Source organism: Novosphingobium sp. SG707 (assembly GCF_012275515.1).
Classification (GTDB): Bacteria; Pseudomonadota; Alphaproteobacteria; order Sphingomonadales; family Sphingomonadaceae; genus Novosphingobium.
The window spans coordinates 1-18296 of record NZ_JAAZQL010000012.1; the positions used below are offsets into that span (position 1 = coordinate 1).

General features: G+C 58.8%; 14 protein-coding genes. 7 read left to right on the plus strand and 7 right to left on the minus strand.

Annotated elements, in window-relative coordinates:
* Positions 1-99: 99 nt before the first annotated feature.
* The 4 genes from FHW92_RS22670 to FHW92_RS22685 all read right to left on the minus strand — a co-directional run bounded on the left by FHW92_RS22670 (position 100) and on the right by FHW92_RS22685 (position 4925).
* The gene (locus tag FHW92_RS22670; RefSeq protein ID WP_168605570.1) at positions 100-1233 is read right to left on the minus strand and encodes a glycosyltransferase; all 1134 of its coding nucleotides are present in this window, start codon (positions 1231-1233) and stop codon (positions 100-102) included.
* Between the two features lie 281 nt (positions 1234-1514).
* On the minus strand, positions 1515-2735 hold the full coding sequence (locus tag FHW92_RS22675; RefSeq protein ID WP_210428663.1) for a glycosyltransferase family 4 protein: 1221 nt from the start codon (positions 2733-2735) through the stop codon (positions 1515-1517).
* A 235-nt stretch (positions 2736-2970) separates the two neighbouring features.
* On the minus strand, positions 2971-4203 hold the full coding sequence (locus FHW92_RS22680) for an outer membrane beta-barrel protein (RefSeq protein WP_168605572.1): 1233 nt from the start codon (positions 4201-4203) through the stop codon (positions 2971-2973).
* A gap of 143 nt (positions 4204-4346) precedes the next feature.
* A complete protein-coding gene (locus FHW92_RS22685; RefSeq protein WP_168605573.1) occupies positions 4347-4925 on the minus strand; it encodes a polysaccharide biosynthesis/export family protein in 579 nt (192 codons plus the stop codon).
* 235 nt (positions 4926-5160) lie between these two features.
* Here FHW92_RS22685 and FHW92_RS22690 point away from each other — a divergent pair, with 235 nt between their 5' ends.
* The 3 genes from FHW92_RS22690 to FHW92_RS22700 are packed head-to-tail and all read left to right on the plus strand — an operon-like array spanning position 5161 to position 8512.
* Positions 5161-6348, plus strand: a complete 1188-nt coding sequence (locus FHW92_RS22690; RefSeq protein ID WP_168605574.1) for a glycosyltransferase — start codon at positions 5161-5163, stop codon at positions 6346-6348.
* A 36-nt stretch (positions 6349-6384) separates the two neighbouring features.
* The gene (locus FHW92_RS22695) at positions 6385-7734 is read left to right on the plus strand and encodes a hypothetical protein (RefSeq protein WP_168605575.1); all 1350 of its coding nucleotides are present in this window, start codon (positions 6385-6387) and stop codon (positions 7732-7734) included.
* On the plus strand, positions 7724-8512 hold the full coding sequence (locus FHW92_RS22700) for a metallophosphoesterase family protein (RefSeq protein ID WP_168605576.1): 789 nt from the start codon (positions 7724-7726) through the stop codon (positions 8510-8512). The genes FHW92_RS22695 and FHW92_RS22700 overlap by 11 nt, the downstream gene beginning before the upstream one ends.
* 790 nt (positions 8513-9302) lie before the next feature.
* Here the strand turns inward: FHW92_RS22700 and FHW92_RS22705 are convergent.
* The 3 genes from FHW92_RS22705 to FHW92_RS22715 form a co-directional block, all read right to left on the minus strand.
* Entirely contained in the window at positions 9303-10505 is a 1203-nt protein-coding gene (locus tag FHW92_RS22705) for an IS256 family transposase (protein WP_168605577.1), read from the minus strand.
* Positions 10506-10738: 233 nt separating this feature from the next.
* Positions 10739-11692 carry a D-glucuronyl C5-epimerase family protein gene (locus FHW92_RS22710; RefSeq protein ID WP_168605578.1) on the minus strand — a complete coding sequence of 318 codons (954 nt, stop codon included), beginning with the start codon at positions 11690-11692 and terminating at the stop codon, positions 10739-10741.
* Positions 11693-11707: 15 nt separating this feature from the next.
* Positions 11708-12781: an acyltransferase gene (locus FHW92_RS22715; protein WP_168605579.1), complete on the minus strand. Its 1074-nt coding sequence runs from the start codon at positions 12779-12781 to the stop codon at positions 11708-11710.
* Between the two features lie 815 nt (positions 12782-13596).
* Here FHW92_RS22715 and FHW92_RS22720 point away from each other — a divergent pair.
* The 4 genes from FHW92_RS22720 (at position 13597) to FHW92_RS22735 (ending at position 18278) form a co-directional block, all read left to right on the plus strand.
* The gene (locus FHW92_RS22720; RefSeq protein WP_168605580.1) at positions 13597-14943 is read left to right on the plus strand and encodes an O-antigen ligase family protein; all 1347 of its coding nucleotides are present in this window, start codon (positions 13597-13599) and stop codon (positions 14941-14943) included.
* Complete coding sequence (locus tag FHW92_RS22725; RefSeq protein WP_168605581.1) at positions 14940-16211, plus strand: hypothetical protein; 1272 nt, start codon at positions 14940-14942, stop codon at positions 16209-16211. The genes FHW92_RS22720 and FHW92_RS22725 overlap by 4 nt, the downstream gene beginning before the upstream one ends.
* Before the next feature lie 73 nt (positions 16212-16284).
* Positions 16285-17457, plus strand: coding sequence for a glycosyltransferase family 4 protein (locus FHW92_RS22730; protein ID WP_168605582.1), 1173 nt, complete (start codon positions 16285-16287; stop codon positions 17455-17457).
* Positions 17458-17510: 53 nt separating this feature from the next.
* Positions 17511-18278: a glycoside hydrolase family 16 protein gene (locus FHW92_RS22735; RefSeq protein WP_168605583.1), complete on the plus strand. Its 768-nt coding sequence runs from the start codon at positions 17511-17513 to the stop codon at positions 18276-18278.
* Positions 18279-18296 lie beyond the last annotated feature (18 nt).

Consider the following 18296-nt stretch of genomic DNA (forward strand, 5'->3'; position numbering starts at 1 on the left):
CTTCAACCGCATGGGCCACCATCGCTTCCATCCGCATGGTCAGCCGCAGAACCGCAACCTATTGCTGGGCATGAAAAACTTTCGAATCCGGCTCTAAGCCTAATCGCGCGACGCAGCGGGGGCCCAGGTCTGATAGGTCTTGCCCTGCAGCGAGTCCATGACGCCATAGAAAGTGGCCACGATGGACAGAAAGATCTGATAACCGCTGCGAAACAGCGGGATATCCATCATGCCCAAAACAATGGCGACAATGGTCAGGGCCGCCACGAAGCCCGCCCAGGCATATTGCCCGGCCAGAACCAGCGCGGTCATCAGGAAGGCAAGGCTGAGCCCAAGCACAGGAAGCCCAAGCCAGCGGATGTATTTGTGGGCGACATACTTGTAGATGTCGCGCCCATTGTAATGTTGGCAAATGCTCGACCAAAGGTGGCGGTGCGTGTTGAACGCGCGACATGCGATGCGCCGCTTGCGCCGGAATTCATCGCTCGATGACGTAGCGTTCTTTTCATAAGCGATCACATCGGTGGCATGGATCAGGCGCTTGCCGTGAAACGTAACGCTCATCGATGTGACCATATCATCCAGCAGATGCGCAGGCACGACCGGATAAAGCGACCGCCGCGTTGCAAAGATCGAGCCATCGGCGCCCATGATGGACCCGGAGCGCGATTCCAGCCGCTTGATCATTTCTTCCAGGCGCCAATAGAGGCCGCCTACCTTTGCCGTCGAACTGGCATCTTCGTTGATATATTTCAGCGTGCCCGCCACCCCGCCGATCGAAGGGTCGGTGAAATAGCGCAGAAGAGGCGTGATGGACTGGGGGTCAAGAATGACATTGGCATCGGTGAACACGACGACTTCGCCTTTGGCCTTTGCCACCATGTGGCGCATGCCGGTGGCTTTGCCGGCTCTTTCGGTGCCGCTCATTACATGGATGATGTCATCATTGGCCTTGAGGATGTCGAGCGTATTGTCCGCGCTGCAATCCGAATAGGCGATGATCTCGATATCGGGGTGCATCGCCTTGATCGCTCGCAGGTTCTCGATCTTTCCCGGCAGGGCCCGCGCTTCATTATAGGCGGAGAAGACGAAAGTCGCGCTGGGCAGCGGTGCATTGGGATCGATATGGACAGGTTTTTCGCGGAACCAGGACAGGCTCCACGGGTAGACAGTATAGGGGAACAGAAAGAGGAATATCAGAATTATCGCCAGCAGAGCGCAAAACATGAACATGCCAACAGCCTCATAATTGGTGATCGAGCGCGTCTATCAGGCCGGATTTGCACCATTGGCCCCAGAGCAGTCAGATCGCATATCCCAGTCCATTGCTGCGATTGCGGTATCGTATAGTCACGCCGGAGTCTTTGCCACGCGGAAAAGGACGGAAATCCGTTCATTCATTCGGAATATTTGCTCTATCCGATCATTATTAGAACCGATTCAGAGAGTTTTTCTTAGGGATATGTCCCTAACCCTCTCGTTATGACCTTGGCCGCCCGCACAGGCGTCCTCGCTCAGGCCCGTTTGTCTGTCGATGGCCGGGTGCGCTCTGTCATCAACTGTCGCAATCGTTTCATGCAAATGGAAACTTCAAATTCGGCCAGAACATGCGCTCGCCCGCTTTCTGCCAGGCGCGCGCGTTCCTGCTCATCATGGGCCAGCCTGACGATGGCCGCGCCCAGCGCCTCTGCATCGCGTTCGGGCACCAGCATGCCGTGCCCATCTCCGGCCAATTCCACGATGCCGCCATTAGGCGTGGTGATAACCGGCAGACCGGCCCCCATGGCCTCGATCAGGAAGACCGGAATCCCTTCCTTGTCGCCATCGTCGGTGGTGATGCTGGGCAGAACGCCCGCATCGAAACGGCCGCTCATCAAAGCCTCAAGCAGGGCGGCATGGGCGGTTGCTCCATGCCAGACAATGGAATCGACCAGCCCGAGCCTGTCACTTTGGGCCTTTAACTCCGCCATCATCGGCCCGTCGCCGAACACTTCGAGCACGCAATCCACGCCTTGCGCTTTGGCAACGGCCATCGCGTCCAGCAGATAGGGATGCCCCTTTTTGCCCGCCAGACGCGCGGCGATGGCCATACGAAACGGAATGGCCGGTCCTGCCCGCCGGGGCGCCGGGCTTTCGGCCACATGGACGCCCATATGCAGCACCTCCAGATTCATCGGCGTGCGGCCGACGTTGGTGCGGATTTCATCGGCGCCCGGCCCGTCGATGGCGCGCACAAAGGTTGCGCCTCCGGCCTTCCAGTCGAGCAGATTGTTGAGGGCAATGTCAAAGCGGTGCGCGGTCATGCTGTAGGGCACCCCTGCGACATGGGCCGCCACCACACCCATCGTAGCCGGCGCGGCGGCAAAATGGATATGTACGTGATCGAACCCGTCCCGGCGCAGGCGTCGCCCCAGCCACAGGCCCTTGGGAAAGACATAAAGATTGCGCAGCTTCAGGTTAAGGCTTCTGGCCCTCAACATTTGACCCATCAGGTGCAGCGAGCGCGCAGGATGCGCCAGCGTCTCCGCCAATGCCGCCGTCAGGATGCCGAAAGAGAGGACCGGCGCCCCGATTGTGTAATCCAGCAAGCCCCGGTCATGCAGGACCGGCCCATCCACCAGCGGCGCAAACCAGACATCCCAGCCATGCGCCCGGTGGTCGGCCACTTCGGGCAAAATGAAGGCGTCGGTTGTGCCAAAAGGTATCTGTTTGTTAACGTAGGCAACCTTCATCATTACACCTTACATGATAGCACCCGCGACCATCGGCCGAGAGGTGGGATGCCGGGCGCGGGTCAGGTGAGTTTATGCTCTTTCGCACTTCCGGCCGTTCAGAGGCGTCATGGGCGCGAACCGGGCTTTCGTGCGGACTGATCCGAAGCGACCGTTGCCCGTTCGAAAATCCGATGCCGCAAATCCGATGGTCCAAATCCGATGTCTGCGCCTGCTGAGAAGGCAAGGCGCACCGGCGTTACCATTGGGCCATGATGCTGGTGAAAAGCCGCAGATCCTTGAAGTTCTGGCCCGCATTGGCGCCCACCGAGCTGCGGTCGAGATAGGTCACCGATGGCATCAGCTTTAAATGGCGGTTGATCGAATAGATCGCGCCGACGGAAAACTGTTTCTGCGTATCGTTGCGCGACAAGGCGACGAAATCGTCGCGCTCATAATCAACGCCGGCATAGACCAAGGCATAGCGCAGGAGTTCGTGGTCGATACGGAATTTCGCGGCTGTGGCGAAATAGCCGGGTGAACGGGCATTGATCGCGTCCTCGATCTTGCGGGTGGCCTGAATGTTGACCGTGGTCAGTTCGGTCGCCAGCCATTGCGCGCGTGCATCGAATGTGAAGCCGCTGATCGGGCGGTAATAGGACAGGTCGTAATCGCGCTGTTCATATCCGGCACCGATCATGATGCGAACCAGGTTGTCGATCGAGAAATTGCCCCCGCCGATGAGGCGCACAGTATGGTTGCTGCGCAACGGCTGGCTGGGCGTTTCCACGTGATAGGTGGCCTGATTATAGGCCCCTTCGCCAAACAGGGCAAAGCTGGGCATGATGGCAAATTCGGTGCGCAGCGCGGAATTGTACTCTGTGCGGTTGCGGAACCGTTGCGGCAAAAGGCTGCCGGTCAAACTGGTCGCATCCGAATATTCCAGATCGTTGACCTTCTGGCTTACTGTGAAGCGCAGGCGGTTCAGGACAAAAGTGCCCCGCACGGTGGCGTCGGTCTGGTTATAACCTATCGTTCCGGCCGAATTCTGGGGGAATGAACCTGAATTCTGGGCTTCGAAAGCGCGCCCGCGATGGATCAGCGCCACGATATTGCTCTGATCCGCACCCAGATCTATCCGCCCGGTGGCCTGAAGCGAATAGGCGGCCTCGCTTCGCACCGTTTGCGTCGCGAATTGTTTCAGACCGGCGCTGCCGCTGAATTCCAGCTGGTGGCGATTCCACTGGCTGGTCAGCGTTCCCTGCGGGTTGAACGTGACATAGGCATCGCCCACGGTATTGCGGGTCTGGCCGTACACGTTCGTGCTGTAGCCCGCGCCCACCGAGGCGGCGGGAAAGAACACGAAGGAACCGACATGCAGCCCAAGCGGCTCCAGTTCAGTATGGGGGCGATCACGGACAGCATAGCCTTGGCTGGCCTTCAGGTTGAAGGGGATGTCCGAACCGAGAAAATCGCCGGAATCCTGCGCCATGGCTGGCACAGGCGCCAGCAATGCCAGAACAGTCGCTCCAAAACCCATCCAGTGCGGACGGAATCGTGCCCGATGGGGCTGGCTGTCTTTCATTTCGCTCTCAGTCGCTGCTCTAAGCCAAGGGCCGGATCGCTCTGCGTCGCTCAAAAATAGCGCTCGCCAAAGCGGATGGTGTCACCGGGCAGGACCTTCATGTCGGGCGACAGCTGGACCTTCTTTTCCTCGGTCTCGCCCTCGTGCCGGATATAGACATAGCGCTTGGCCGCGCGATAGGTAAACCCCGCTGCCTCGGCCACCGCCTGGGTCACGGTCAGCCCGACAGTATAAGCATATTCACCCGGCCGCCCCACTTCGCCCAGGATATAGAAGTTGCGATATCCGGTGATCATGAGCGAGATCGTCGGATTGTTTACAAAGCCTGCGGCAAGGCGCCGCTGAATTTCGCCGCGCAACTGCTCGACCGTCAGGCCCTTGGCCTCGACCTCGCCGATCAGGGGCACCGAGATCATGCCGGTCGGGCTGATCACATATTCCCGCGAAATTTCGTCTTCGCCATAGACCGAAAGCGAAATCCGGTCATTGGGGCCAAGGTGGTAATCCTGCAGAGAAGCGGATTGTGGCAACGAAGTTTCTGCATGGGTCGGAGCCTGCCAGAGCAGACTTGTACCAATGGCCAGAGCAATCGCGATTTTGGCGCGCGGACGATTACTGTTTCTACGCATGGAATTACCGTCACCTTTTGCAAAAGCACTGTGCAGAGTGCGTTAGGGGATGGGCCGCATTTCGGACATGTGGACATCACCTATCACAAAATGCCGATGCCGGTTTCGATTATAGATCGAACATGGATGATGCGGTGTTTGTCCTGGGCTGGGTTTGTGCCGTAAATTGGGCCACCGGTCTGAATGCTGTGCTGAGCCGCTGTTCAGGACCATCCTTTATCGAGGTGAACTCAGGGTGCTGATCACTGCCTTTATCATAGCGGCTGCCTCAATACTCCTTGGGATACATCCGTTCATTACCTACCCCCTGAGTCTCCTGCTCGCCCGCAAGCAGCCCCTGCCCGATGGGGATCAACAGAAGAGGACGGGGGATCGGGTGCCTTCGGTGGCCATTTGCATGTCCGTTTTTAACGAAGAGCGGGTAATTGCGGTCAAAATGGACTCACTTTTGGCGATGGCGGCGGCCTATCCGGGCGCCGTTTCGGTCAATGTCTTTGTGGATGGCGCGAGTGATTCCACGCCTCAGATCCTTGCGGCTTATCAGGACCGTGCCAACATCGTCCTGTCCAAGGAACGGCGCGGCAAGACCTGGGGCATGACCCATCTTGTTTCCCAGACCGACAGCGACCTGCTGATGTTCACCGACGCCAATGTGGTTTCGGGCGATGAGGCTCTTGTCGGATTGTCAGCACCGTTCCGCGATCCCTCCGTCGGGCTGACCAGCGCCCGGTTGCGCTACAACAACTCCGAGGAATCCGTCACCAGCAAGAGCGGCGCGGCCTATTGGGAGATCGAGGAGGCGATCAAGCGCATCGAAAGCCAGACCGTTGGTCTGGTGGGGGTCGACGGCGCGATGTTCATGATCCGCCGTTCGCTGTATCAGGCCCCGCCGCCGCATCTGATCGACGATCTGTATGTCAGTCTGGGCGTTCTGATTGCCGAGAAGCGCATCATTTCGGTGGATTCGGTGGTGGTTTACGAACGTTCGGCTGCCCTGGCGGGCGAAGAGTTCAACCGCAAGCGGCGTATCGCCTGTCAGGCATGGAACGTGCACCGTACCTTGTGGCCGCAGTTGCGCAAAATGTCTTCGCTCCGCCTTTACAGCTATATTTCCCATCGCGTGCTCAAATGGTTCATGCCGCTATTCGTCATGATCACAGGGCTTTCCATTCTTTGGATACTGGCTCTTTTGATTGGTTTTGAGAAAGTTGGGTTTCTCACATTGGGCGGAATTTTGGTAATTTACATAGCATACCTGCTAAAATTTAAGCCGGCATCGATGATTTTATCGATCGCATACAGCCTTTTTGGGGTGGCTTCGGGCATTTCAGAGGCAATCTTCACAAGCAAGACTTATACGATTTGGTTGCCGGCGAATTCGGTGAGGGCCGAACCTTCGCCTGACGAGCAAAGCGCCCGTTGATCCGTTCGTATCTCGTCATAAAGGATCTGACACCCTATGGTTGATGGCAGCTCTGACTTCGACGCCAAACTGGAGGCGCGCCGGGCCGCGCTGGGTTTGACCGCGCAACCTTTCGCCAAACAGGCCCCGCGCAGCACGGGCGATGAACAGGCCCGCCTGCGCGACCGGGCCATATTCATCGCCTTTTCGATCATTGCCGTGTCGGTGACGGTGTTCCAATGCATCGGGCTGCCGATCACGGATGACGCCGTTATTCCGCTGGCCATTCCGGTCTCTTTCATCAGCCTCGCGGTCTTGTGCTGGTTCGTTCCGCCCAAGATCAACCCCTGGCGGCTGGTCCTCTATTTTCTTTTTGTGGCGACGGTGGGCCTTTCCACATCGATCTTTGCCGACACTTATTCGATTGCCAGCCTTGCCTTGCTGGTGGCGCTCTATACGCCGTTCATCTTTTCGTTCCAGACAACGGAGGCCAATTTCCGGCGCTGCCTCGACATGTTCAGCGTGTTGATGATCGCGTTGGCGGGATTGGAATTCCTTCAGCATGCCATGCAATTGGTGGCCGGGCCACAGAGCTGGCCCAATCCTTATAAATTGCTGCCGGAGGGGATGCTGGTTCCCAATTTCACCTATCTGCAACCCATTGCCTGGGGAGCGCGCCTGAACAAGCCGCAGGCCTTCGTCTTCCTCGAAGTGTCGTTCCTTTCGCAATATATCGCGCTGGCGCTGCTGATCGAAATCCTGATCTTCCGCCGGGTCAAGCGGATCGTCTATTTCTCCGCCGCCCTGTTTGCCACCTTTGCGGGAACCGGGCTCTTGCTGTTGCTGGTCTCGCTGCCTTTGGTGATGGGGCGTATGCCGCTGCGCAATGCGCTGCTGGTGACCCTGGTATTGCTGATGGTGGCCGGTTTGGCGGCTCATCTGGGCTGGATCGATATGGTCGGCGGGCGCGTCACGGAATTCCATAAAGCGGGTGGCAGCGCCAATCACCGCTTCATCGAACCGTTTGACCGCATCATGCAATCCCTCGACCGCACCGGCTCATTCTACAGCGGCATTGGTGCGGGCCAGATTGAGAAGGTGAACAACCACCAATTCTGGCCCATTGCCAAGGCAATCGTGGAATATGGCCTTCTGCCCGGCCTGCTGTTCTACGCCTACTTCCTGTATTCCATGTTCGACCGCCCGCCGCACCTGCGGCTCGCCATTGTGCTGGTCATCTGGTATACGTTCGAAGGCGCCCTGCTGACGGCGGTGAATCCCATCACCTGCCTGTTGTCCAGCATGATCCTGATCGAGCGATCCAGACGGGGCGGCGAAAGGGGCGGCAACACGACAGCCCACCCCACAAATCGACCAGAAACGGAGAAAATGACGGATGATTTTTGAGCCCTCCTCAACCGAATCCGGTCTGCCGGACACGGGCGGTCGGCTGATCTATGCGATTGGCGATGTCCACGGGCGCGATGATCTTCTGGCCCGCGTGCTGGACCGGATCGGCGATGATCTGCAATTCAGAGCTGCGGAATATCCCGATCCGCCGGTTCTGGTCATGCTGGGCGATTATATTGATCGTGGCCGTCAATCGCCGCAGGTTCTGGATCGTCTGGTGCGATTGGGGGCCGAAGGCCCGTTCGAATTACGGCTGCTGCTGGGCAATCACGAAGAAGCCATGCTTGATTTTCTGGCGGGCGAAACCTCGGGACGGGGCTGGGCGCGCTATGGCGGGCGGACCACCATGGAATCCTATGGCGTGACGGTGCCAACCAATGACCATGATGTCGACGGATGGAACGCGGCGCGTGAAGCTTTCGCCGCAACTGTGCCGTCGTCCCATCTGGATCTGCTCAAGAGCATGGAATTGTTTGTCCTTTATGGAAAGACGCTCTTCGTCCACGCCGGTATCCGCCCCGGCGTTCCGCTTGACCAACAGGCGAGGGGCGATCTTTTGGGCATCCGCAAGGAATTCCTGAACGCCGAATATGACTTCGACCATTTCGTCGTGCATGGCCATACGCCTGTTGAGCGGAGCGACCTGCAGGCCGGGCGCCTCAATCTGGACACGGGGGCCTATATGACGGGTATGCTCAGCGCCGCACGTCTTGATGGCGGATCACCGGCCATATTGACTTCGGCCATGGCGGCAGGAGACGTTGTGCGCGTTTGAACAATTAACGCGAAAGCCAGAGATAGACTGGAGCCGACCAGCCCAGCAACGTGCATGCGCCCAGAAATGCAATCCGCATGGGCGCGGGCCAAGGCTTGATATGGGCCATTGGGTCGTCCCTCAAGGGAAACAGAAACAACCGGGGGCGGCCCTCCGGCCTGTCTTGAACCGGCGATGCATCGCAAGGGCGCGCCTGCGGGGCAGGGGCCGTGACTTTCATGTTCGGGCGCATCGCTTAACCTTTGCTTGCTGGGCTTAGGACACTTCTGCGCGAATTGGTTGGAGATAGTCTTAACGAAGGGATTGGGTATTCCTTCGGGCAAAGATCGGAGATGGATGCTTTGATTTTGGCCCGCTTCTCTGCGATCGGACGGTATGGAGTTTGAGGGAAGCGGAGGCGGATTTGCGCCGCATTATGGGGCAATTCCGATCGCAATTTTTTCAGGCTATTGTATTAATTTGTAAATTTCCGGTCTGTCGAATATCGTCACGGTGTGAGGGTGGCCAACACGCTCTCATTTCTAATAGGACGGAGCCTCCACGCCATTCGGTATGGGCGCAATATATGCTTAACAGATGTCTTCCCAAATCCAGTTAATGAAATTCCATAAATGGAAAGCGTCACAAGGATTTTACGCTGAAATGGACATGCTTTCTTTGTCGCATCGCCAGCTTGCGCGCTTGTTCAAGCCGTTCACGTCCTATCGAACAGTCTGAACAATTGATCGTGTCCCCCGGCGTGGTGTAACTGGGGTCGATCCCCGCGTCATCCGGCGTCAGCCAGGGCCGGTCATGTTCCGGGAACGGCCGAGAGCATGACGATGGGATTGTCGCTCACCGGCGCCATAGTTTCAAGAGACATGTAGCGCCCGCGCTGAACGGCCCACTCGTCTGACTGCTCCATGAGGATTGCCCCGATCAGCCGGGTGATGGCAGCCTCGTTCGGGAAGATGCCAACGACCTCTGTCCTGCGCTTGATCTCGCCATTGAGGCGCTCGATGGGATTCGTGCTGTGCAGCTTGGCGCGATGCTCCTTGGGAAAGGTCATGTAGGCCAGCACATCAGGCTCGGCTTCATCCATCAAGGTCGCCAGTTTCGGGAGCTTTGGGCGCATCTGGTCGGCGACGGAGCGCCATTGCTGGCTGGCGGCCTCGGGCGTGTCCTGGGCGAAGGCCGTGCCGATGAAGGCCGAGACGACGCGCCTGCCGCTTTTGCCAGCGTGCGCAAGGGCGTTGCGCATGAAGTGTACCCGGCAGCGCTGCCAACTGGCGCACAGCAACTTCGAAACCGCCGCCTTGATCCCTTCGTGCGCGTCGGAGATGACCAGCTTGACCCCGCGCAGGCCCCGGCATGCCAGCTTGCGCAGGAAGGCTGTCCAGAAGGGTTCGGCCTCGGAAGCGCCGATGTCCATGCCCAGCACCTCGCGGCGCCCGTCGCTGTTGACGCCCACCGCGATGATGACGGCGACCGAGACGATGCGACCGTTTTGACGCACTTTCACATAGGTCGCGTCGATCCACAGGTACGGCCAGTCGCCCTCGATCGGGCGATCCAGAAAGGCGTGGATGCGCTCGTCGATGTCCTCGCACAGGCGGCTCACCTGGCTCTTCGAGATGCCGTCCATCCCCAACGCCTTGACCAGCTCATCGACCGAGCGCGTTGATATGCCATGGATATAGGCCTCCTGGATCACCGCCGTCAGCGCCTTCTCCGCCATCCGGCGTGGCTCCAGAAAGCCGGGAAAGTAGCTGCCCTTGCGCAATTTCGGGATGCGCAGTTCGACCGTCCCGGCGCGGGTCTGCCAGTCGCGCTCGCGATAGCCGTTGCGCTGGACGAGGCGCGTGGCGGATTTCTCGCCATGGTCAGCTCCGGTCAGATTGCCGACCTCTATCTCCATCAGCCGCTCGGCGGCAAAGGAAATCATGTCGCGCAAAATATCCGCGTCCGGGGCCTTTTCCACCAGCGCGCGCAGGTGCATCATGGGATCGGTCATCGTGGTCCTTCCGAATGGTTTGAGCTTCGCAACCCAAGCCTATCCGAAAATCACGGTGACCACCTCAAACCCCAGTTACACCACGCCGGGGGACACGATCTGAACAATTCAGACCTGTCCTATACCGCCTATCCGCAGTGCGCGCGCCGCCACGCTGTGTTCAGGTCGTGGCGGCGCAGGAATAATTCTATCCTTATAGACTGCTGGACATCGGAATGGCGTCTAGCGGTTCGTCATTCCATCTCGCCCACTTGCGGTTGGGCCAGTTTCTGACAGATCTTGACGACAATTGCCCTTGCGCGATTGATCCGCTTCTTGCTGTAGGCTTCAAACCGGTCGGCCGTCCGATTGAAATTATCGGCCTGTGCGGGAAACAGCATCGCCAGAGCGCGCAGCTGGGCCACGTGCAAATCGTGATAAAACGGGCTGGTGATATTCTTGCCTATATCATAGGTCGACCAATATCCCGTGTCGTAAAGGGGAAGGGCTTTGGAAACGCTCCCGGCGAGATCCTTGGCCTTGGCCTGAATGCCTTCGTCGCCGGAAATAATACCCAGATCATAGATGCCGACGAGCGAAAAGATCCACCCATTGAGAACGCTGGGAAAGCTGTCACCCGGATATTCTTCCAAGGCGACAATATCGCCAAATTGCCTTGTCAGCCCTTCGCGGCCGGAGTTCAGCAGGAAATCATACGCGCGCTTTGCGGTGGCCAGCCACGGGCCATCCGGATCGATCAGGGCGGCGCGGGCCAGCACCGACAGGCCTTCGCCCTGGGCCATGGCGGAGTAATAGGAAATGGTCGGGCGTTGCAAATCGCGCCAGCATTCCCACCCTCCTTTCTCGTCCATATTCTCATGAGCCCAGCGCGCGGCTGCCATCAGCCGGTCGCGGCCATCGCTGATTTCTCCCAAGAGGACGCTGTCCCAATTGCCCAAGGCCCATTGAAAAATCACGATCGGCATTTCATAGGCCGGGTTTGTATCGGTCTTGACCGTGGGCACACCGTGGCGCCCCGTGTTGCCGGTCCAGCGCGCTTTGCCGGTCAGGTCATTGTAATAGCCTTCCAGCTTGCCCGGGGCAAAGGCCCGGCCGATCCCCTGCGGCACGTGTTGATAGCTGTTGCCCATCGCATAGCGTGACCACTTTTTCAGGCGCATGGCGTAACGGCGCAGTTTCAAAAGCAAGATGAAGCTCCTGATTTAGAGGTGACTGTGGTTGAGGGGAAACAGGCGCTGCAATTGCTTTTTCCGGCGCTCGCCCAGTTCGGCCAGAGCGAAGGCGGCAACAAGTACAAGCACCATATCGAGAACGGCCAGCACCGGCTGATGCATAATGGCCGGAAACAGGGCCAGGCTGAGCATCATCAGCGGAAAATGGACCAGATAGAGTGTGAAGCTGCCCCCGGCTATCCAGCGGATGGCTCTTGTCAGCCATTCGGGCCAGAACTTGCGTTCTCCGGCGAAGGCGTGGAAACCAATGATGTTCATCGCAATGGCAATGCCGATCAGATGGAAATGTACCCATGATCGCGCAAAAGGCATGAGGCCATTGGCATAGAATATGTTGTCCACCTTGCGCAGCAGAACAAATCGAACGGCGCAATAAAGGATCAGACTGGCCGCAATCAGGGCGCCGCCGAAACGGCGTCGCGCGGCGGCGCCCGTCCGCTCGCGCTGTTTGATATAGGAATAGGTGCCGACACCAAGGAGCCATAGGGGCGCATAGGCAACAACCCGAGGCCCAATGGCCACGCAGGCCAACGCCAAGCCGATCCGCCGAGGCCACCCTTTCAGAAACACGGCCAAGCCAAACAGAAAGTAGTAGGGAACCTCGTAACCGAGCGACCAGAAAGCCTGATTGGACCCGATCCAGCGATTGTTCCACCAAACCTGATTGGTGAATGTGAAGTAGGTGAAGTAATCGACAAAGTTTGCCGATGTCTTGAAATCCTCAAGCCGGGTGTAAAGTTCGGGTGCGGTGCCATATCCGATGGAATCGCAGGCGATGCCGACCAGCAAGGCCAGAAGCGTGACCGAATACATGCGCAGAGCACGCGCACGGGCATAGGTTTGCCAATGCACTTCCTTGCCATCGGTCACAAAAGCAATCACGAAACCTGAAAGAACAAAAAACACTGCCACACATTGTGAAGCCTGGGCCCCGATCAGAACGGGCATACCCGGCAACATCCAGCCACGCGCATGACCAAGAAAAACTCCCATGGCGGCAATGGTTCGAAGAAAATCGATATAGACCGAGAGATTCTTGTTCATGTAAATTCCCAGTGAAACTTCGGGATGCCGGGTGGAATAGCAAAAGCGCCCTGTGGCCGTCCGACCGGGTGAAGGTTTTCCGATTGTGGCGGCGTGTTCTTCCCCCCCCCTTTAGCTTGCGTGGCCGGAAAACCGGAACGCTGATGGATCGATATCTGATCTAGAAATGCGTTGGCGCCGGGCGTGAAAGGCCTGTTGTCGAGCGGCTGTGCTGCATCGCAGCATGGGCTGCTTGTGTTGAAACCTTGGCAGAAGCGTGTCCCAGCGGCGTGGGCTGCGCGCCCTCGGCCCGGCTCTGCGCTATGCGGCATAATTCCGCCCCCTTGTCGCGATGTTCTTGAATTCATTTCGGCTGCTTATGTCTTGGGATGAATTTTCCGGTCCATATGGCGCAATTGCCCTCCAATTCCCTGCGTCTCGGACAGTCCCCGATGGAACGCCGGATGCACCAATTTAGCCCAAATCGGATAAGATAGGTCGGTGGGGGGTATTCTTAAATTGAATGGGTGGGGGTATTACCTTGCACCAATCAAGGGCCTCTTTTGCATTGCAGCGACATATCGGGTCGACATTCGGAAGCTCACTGCATTCAAGGTTCTTGCAGAATAGCCGAGTGGCCATGGCGGGGCATGCATATCCGAGAACTGCCCTTCGGATATGCAGGGGTGCCGGCGGTTTGTTGGGCTGTTCCAGGCGTCGAAAAGACTCGCTTCGGGATAAAAATTAAGGTGGAACCAATGGCTTTGCAGAATTCCCGGCGAACCGCTGATGCCCTACCATTGCCATCGGGTTTGGGGCCCGCCGCGCGCGGCCGGATGCGTTCAAAACCCTTTGCGCCCGAATCCCTCTTCGGAATCTTCATCGGCCTGATGCTTGTGGGCAGCCTTGTTGTGCAGACCATGGGAATTCAGGAAACATTGTCCGGGGCCATCTGGCGCCTCGGCATTGTCCTGCTGATGATCGCCTGTATGGCCATGTCCCCCAATCGGCAGGACATGGTTCGTTTTACCGTGATCTTTTCACCATGGCTTGCCGTGACCGCGATCAGCCTGCTGGCGCACCGCGACCTCGCCTCTCTTGCGGACCTGTTCAAGCAGGCTTTCATCGTCGGCCTTGGCGCTCTGGTTTTCGGCAGTTCGTACAATCATCCCATCCGCCGCATGTGCTTCTGGACGCTGATAACCTGCGCCATGCTGGCATTGGCGGCCTCGTTGGTTGAAACGCTGCCGGTTCTTTCCCATGGCTGGTCTTTCAAGGCTGCGCGCGAATTGAAGGCGCAGAGCTATCAGGCCGGTTTTGGCTCGAATGCGATTTGCTTCGCAGGTCTTGTTGCGGTGCTGGGATGCTTTCGGGACGAACTGATGAACCGCCGTGTCCTGATCGCAACGGCGGTCCTGCTGGCCATCAGTTCGTTCTTCCTCACGGCCCGCGCGCCCGTGGCGGCCTTGATCCTCGCGGCGGGCGGCGCATGGGCGCTGGCCACCTGGCGGCCCAGGGAATTGTTTGACCGTTCTTTGCTGCGCACATGGATGTTTGCGGCGGGGTCGTGGGCCTTGGTGCTGGCGGTATTCCTCTCGCAAATCCAGAACATTGCCCATTCAAAGGCTGCCGAGGCACTGGCCGGGCGCGCAGCCCTCTGGCAGATCGCTATGGCCAGCTTCTGGCAAAACCCCCTGTTTGGCACCGGCGTCCGCACCTATACGGATGTAATTCGTTCGAATCTGTCGCAGGCGCATATGACCATCTATTGGGAGCGCACGGCGTTGTATTCGCTTCAGGGCGGCGGGGTCCATAACACCTGGCTCAATATCTTGACCGAGCGCGGCGCGGTGGGCTTTCTGGGGCTGTTTCTTTCCTATACCCTGCTGTTTGCCGCCGCGATCTATGCCGGTGGCAAGGTGCCGTTTCAGCGCCGCCTGATTGTTCTGATCGCATTGCTCTTCATGCTGCTGCGCGGGATGTTCGAAATCTCGGGCCTGTTCTCTTATGCCGAAGGCGCGCTGGACGCGGTGGTGATGATCACGGTGGCGCTGAGCCTTCCGCGCCTTGACGAAGCCATCCCGCTCAAGACCGGCCCAGCCGCCAACCGCCGTTCCCGCAGCGGGCAAGGGGCTGGGGACCGCAGCCGGCCGTCGGGCGCGCGCAAGGTTGGCGCTCCATGAGTTCTGGCCGAAAGCGTGGTCATATTGCGGGTGTTTTCGGTTTTACGATCGTTTCGCGGGGCATCGGTTTCCTGCGTGAACTGATCATTGCCGTGGGCTTCGGCTTTTCCCGCATCACGGACGCCTTTTATCAGTTGGCAGCCACGCCCACCTATCTGATGACTTTCATCACCGGGCCCTTTGCCACGTCCTATATTGCGTGGGTCAACGGCAAGGATGCCCCTGATGAGCGCCTTTGCCGCGCGCTCACTCTGAAGTTCCTGCTTGCCTGCGCCGGTATTCTTGCCGCGTGCATGTTCGCGGTGACGCTGGCGATGGGATACAGCAATGCCTCCAGTGGCATTTCAGCATTCTCGCTCGCGCTGATGTCCATGTCCTGCGTGATGGTTGCCCTGTTTTGTTTCTGCTCTACCGTTTCCAATGCAAAGGGGCGTTTCATCCGGGCGCAATCCATATTGTTTGCCAACAATCTGGGGTTTGTCGCGCTGCTCGGAGTTGCTGCCCTGCTGTTCCGGCACTCGGCGGGGATCGCGCTGACATCGGCTTTCTCGACCGCCGCGCTGATCGCGGCATTATATGGCCTGCGCGCCCTTCGTCATGACAGTCAGGGCCATGCCGCGGCGCCCATCCCGGACCAAGCGACCAAGGCGGATCTGATGCTTTCGGTGCGCAAGCGTTTCCTGCCCATGCTGGCCTATGCCAGTATCGAGACATTGGGTTTCCTGGCCACGCAGGCGGTGGTTCTGTTTCTTGCCTCGTCATCGGGCGTCGGGGTCGCCTCGGCCGGTTCCCTTGCGCAGAGGATCGCGCTGACCGCCAATGGCTTGGTCGTAAATCCCATGTCCAATGTCGTCATGGTGCGGATGACCAAAATCCCCGAGGGTGAACAGCGCGCCTATCTGGTGAAGGTAGCCTCGCTCACGATGATGGGATTGGGCGGCGTGGCCCTTTCGCTGTCGCTCTTTTCCCGTTTCATCGCGGGGTTGACCCATTCATCAAACGGCCTGCTGCTGGCGGGCCTTATTCCCAGCTACTCGCTTTGGCTGGTGGCGCAGGGCACGAATATGATGCTCAGCCGACTCAGTTTTGCGCGCGGCGCGGTCCGTATCTACACCGTGATTACGGTCACCGGCTATTTCCTCGCCAATGGCGCACGCTATTACGTCTGGAGCCGTTGGGGTTTCGGACCCGCGATCGCCGTCGGTTCGGCAACGGAATTGGCCGCTTCTTTGATCATACTCGCCACCCTGGCTTTGCGCAGGGCCTGAGCGGCTTTGCCATGACGCTGACGTTCAAAGGTTAAGCGGGATTTTCGCAATCCCATACAGGAGATCAAGCGCAGTGCCTAAGCCATTCCCTTTGCTGGTTGCCACGGAGGTTCCGGGCTCTGGGCTGGGCCGCTTTTCGGTTGAATTGGCCAATGCCCTTGAACAAGCCGGGCTTTGCGTGACCTTTGTGACGCCGCCCCAGCAATATGGCATTGCCGTGTCGGAAACGGTTGGGCTGGCCTTGCCCACCGGCTCCCGGCGCAGCGACAAGATTGCGGCGCTCTGTCGGTCCTCTTTGAGGATCGGGCAGGAGGTGTTGAAACGGGCGGGCAAACGCCAGCCTTTTCTCCTCATCCATTTGACGCCCACATTGCCGGTCAGCCTGGCTCCCCTGATCGCGGCCAAATTGAAAGGCGCCAGGGCGATCCTCAATCTCCATGATTTCTATCCGCACACGATGCGTTTCCCGGCTCGTCTGCACTGGCTCGAACGCTATATCTATCGCTGGGCCTATCGCCGCTTTGATCTGGTCGTCACCAACAATGCCGAGCAGACACGCCGCCTGATCGAGGAGGCCGGTGTGCCTGAAAAGCGGATTGTCACGCTTTTCCACGGCCCCTTCGCGGTCGAGCATTTGCGGGCGCCGGATGGACCGGAGCGCTCGCTGCGTCTTTTGGTGTTCGGGTCGATCCGGCCTAACAAGCAGGTGCTGGAATCGATTCGGGCCGTGCGCAAATTGCGCGAACAAGGCTTGGATGTGGAATTGCGCATCGCCGGTGCGCCCCGACGCGAAGATGCGGCCTATGCGCAGGCGTGCCTTGCCGAAATTCCCGACGACCAGCACGGATTCGACGTCCAGGCGCGCTTTATCGCCGATGAGGATTTGCCTATAATCCTTTCGCAGGTGGATGCCATGCTGTGCCCTTATGTCGGCTTTGATTCGCAAAGCGGGGTGGCGGTAACGGCGGTTTCCAACGGCATTCCCCTGATCCGCACGCCCAATGTGGGCGTGCCCAATGTGGATATGGGCGACGCGCCATGGCCCGATGTGGCGCCTGTTGCCGATGCGGAGGCGATCGCCCAGGCCATCACGGCATTTGCGGCCATCCCCCGCGCCGGGCGTCAGGCGCAGGCCGCCGTTTTGAAGGAACGTTTTCTGGATGTGGCCGGATGGGGGCGTCTGGCTCAGCTCTATGTTTCGGCCATGCAGCGTGCCGGTGTTCAAGGAGACAGTTCATGTCAGTGAACAAGCGTCGATATCTGGGCATTTGGGGAAGCGTTTTATTGGCGGGATCGCTTATGGCGCCCGATGCCAAGGCTCTGCCCGATGAATTTCGTTCCGCCTGTGCCGCCTCGCCCCAGTTTGAGGACACGTTCGCGCGCCGCGATCTGGGGGCGAACTGGAAAGTGGTCCAGCGCAAGGCGGGGATCAACGGCAACAGGGAAATACAATCCTATGGCGCCCAAAACCTGAGCCTGGGTGAGGACGGGCTGCGCCTGTCGGCCACCAGCGATGCCTGGGGCCGTATTTCCTCGGCGCGGGTTTATTCGACCCAGACCTTCCTGTACGGCTGTTTCGAGGTGGTGGCCCGAATGCCGGCGGGCAAGGGCCTTTGGCCGGCGATCTGGCTGCGCACCGATTTCATGAAGCCCACGAATGGCGAGATTGATATCATGGAGGGCTTTGGTTCGCACCCTGGCGTGATCCAAAGCACGCTGCACAATTGGGCCAATGGTGCCCATATGGGGGCCACATGTGCGCGGCTGGGCGGGGCGGGGGATTCCCTTTTCGGGGTGAAACGCGGCTGTGCGTGGCATCCATTGGGCTGGAACATGGATTTCACCGCGCCCCACCGCTATGGCTTGATATGGTCCCCCACCGGTGTGAGCTGGTATCTGGATGGCCAACGCTATCTGGAAACCACCAATTACATACCGAACAGTCCGATGGCCATCCACCTGAACCTGGCCGTAGGCGGCGTCATGGATGGCGACCCGGACCAGAGCACGCGCTTTCCGGCCTCTATGCAAATCCAGTCGGTTCGGGCCTGGTCCTTGAAGCAATAGAGGCCCGAGCCCGGCGTT

Bases quoted from the DNA above. Each gene is read 5' to 3' on its own strand.
- FHW92_RS22685 (WP_168605573.1), bottom strand. From the start codon at position 4,925: ATGCGTAGAAACAGTAATCGTCCGCGCGCCAAAATCGCGATTGCTCTG.
- FHW92_RS22695 (WP_168605575.1), top strand. From the start codon at position 6,385: ATGGTTGATGGCAGCTCTGACTTCGACGCCAAACTGGAGGCGCGCCGG.
- FHW92_RS22700 (WP_168605576.1), top strand. From the start codon at position 7,724: ATGATTTTTGAGCCCTCCTCAACCGAATCCGGTCTGCCGGACACGGGC.
- FHW92_RS22715 (WP_168605579.1), bottom strand. From the start codon at position 12,781: ATGAACAAGAATCTCTCGGTCTATATCGATTTTCTTCGAACCATTGCC.
- FHW92_RS22670 (WP_168605570.1), bottom strand. From the start codon at position 1,233: ATGTTCATGTTTTGCGCTCTGCTGGCGATAATTCTGATATTCCTCTTT.
- FHW92_RS22720 (WP_168605580.1), top strand. From the start codon at position 13,597: ATGCGTTCAAAACCCTTTGCGCCCGAATCCCTCTTCGGAATCTTCATC.
- FHW92_RS22675 (WP_210428663.1), bottom strand. From the start codon at position 2,735: ATGATGAAGGTTGCCTACGTTAACAAACAGATACCTTTTGGCACAACC.
- FHW92_RS22725 (WP_168605581.1), top strand. From the start codon at position 14,940: ATGAGTTCTGGCCGAAAGCGTGGTCATATTGCGGGTGTTTTCGGTTTT.
- FHW92_RS22680 (WP_168605572.1), bottom strand. From the start codon at position 4,203: ATGGCGCAGGATTCCGGCGATTTTCTCGGTTCGGACATCCCCTTCAAC.
- FHW92_RS22735 (WP_168605583.1), top strand. From the start codon at position 17,511: ATGGCGCCCGATGCCAAGGCTCTGCCCGATGAATTTCGTTCCGCCTGT.
- FHW92_RS22705 (WP_168605577.1), bottom strand. From the start codon at position 10,505: ATGACCGATCCCATGATGCACCTGCGCGCGCTGGTGGAAAAGGCCCCG.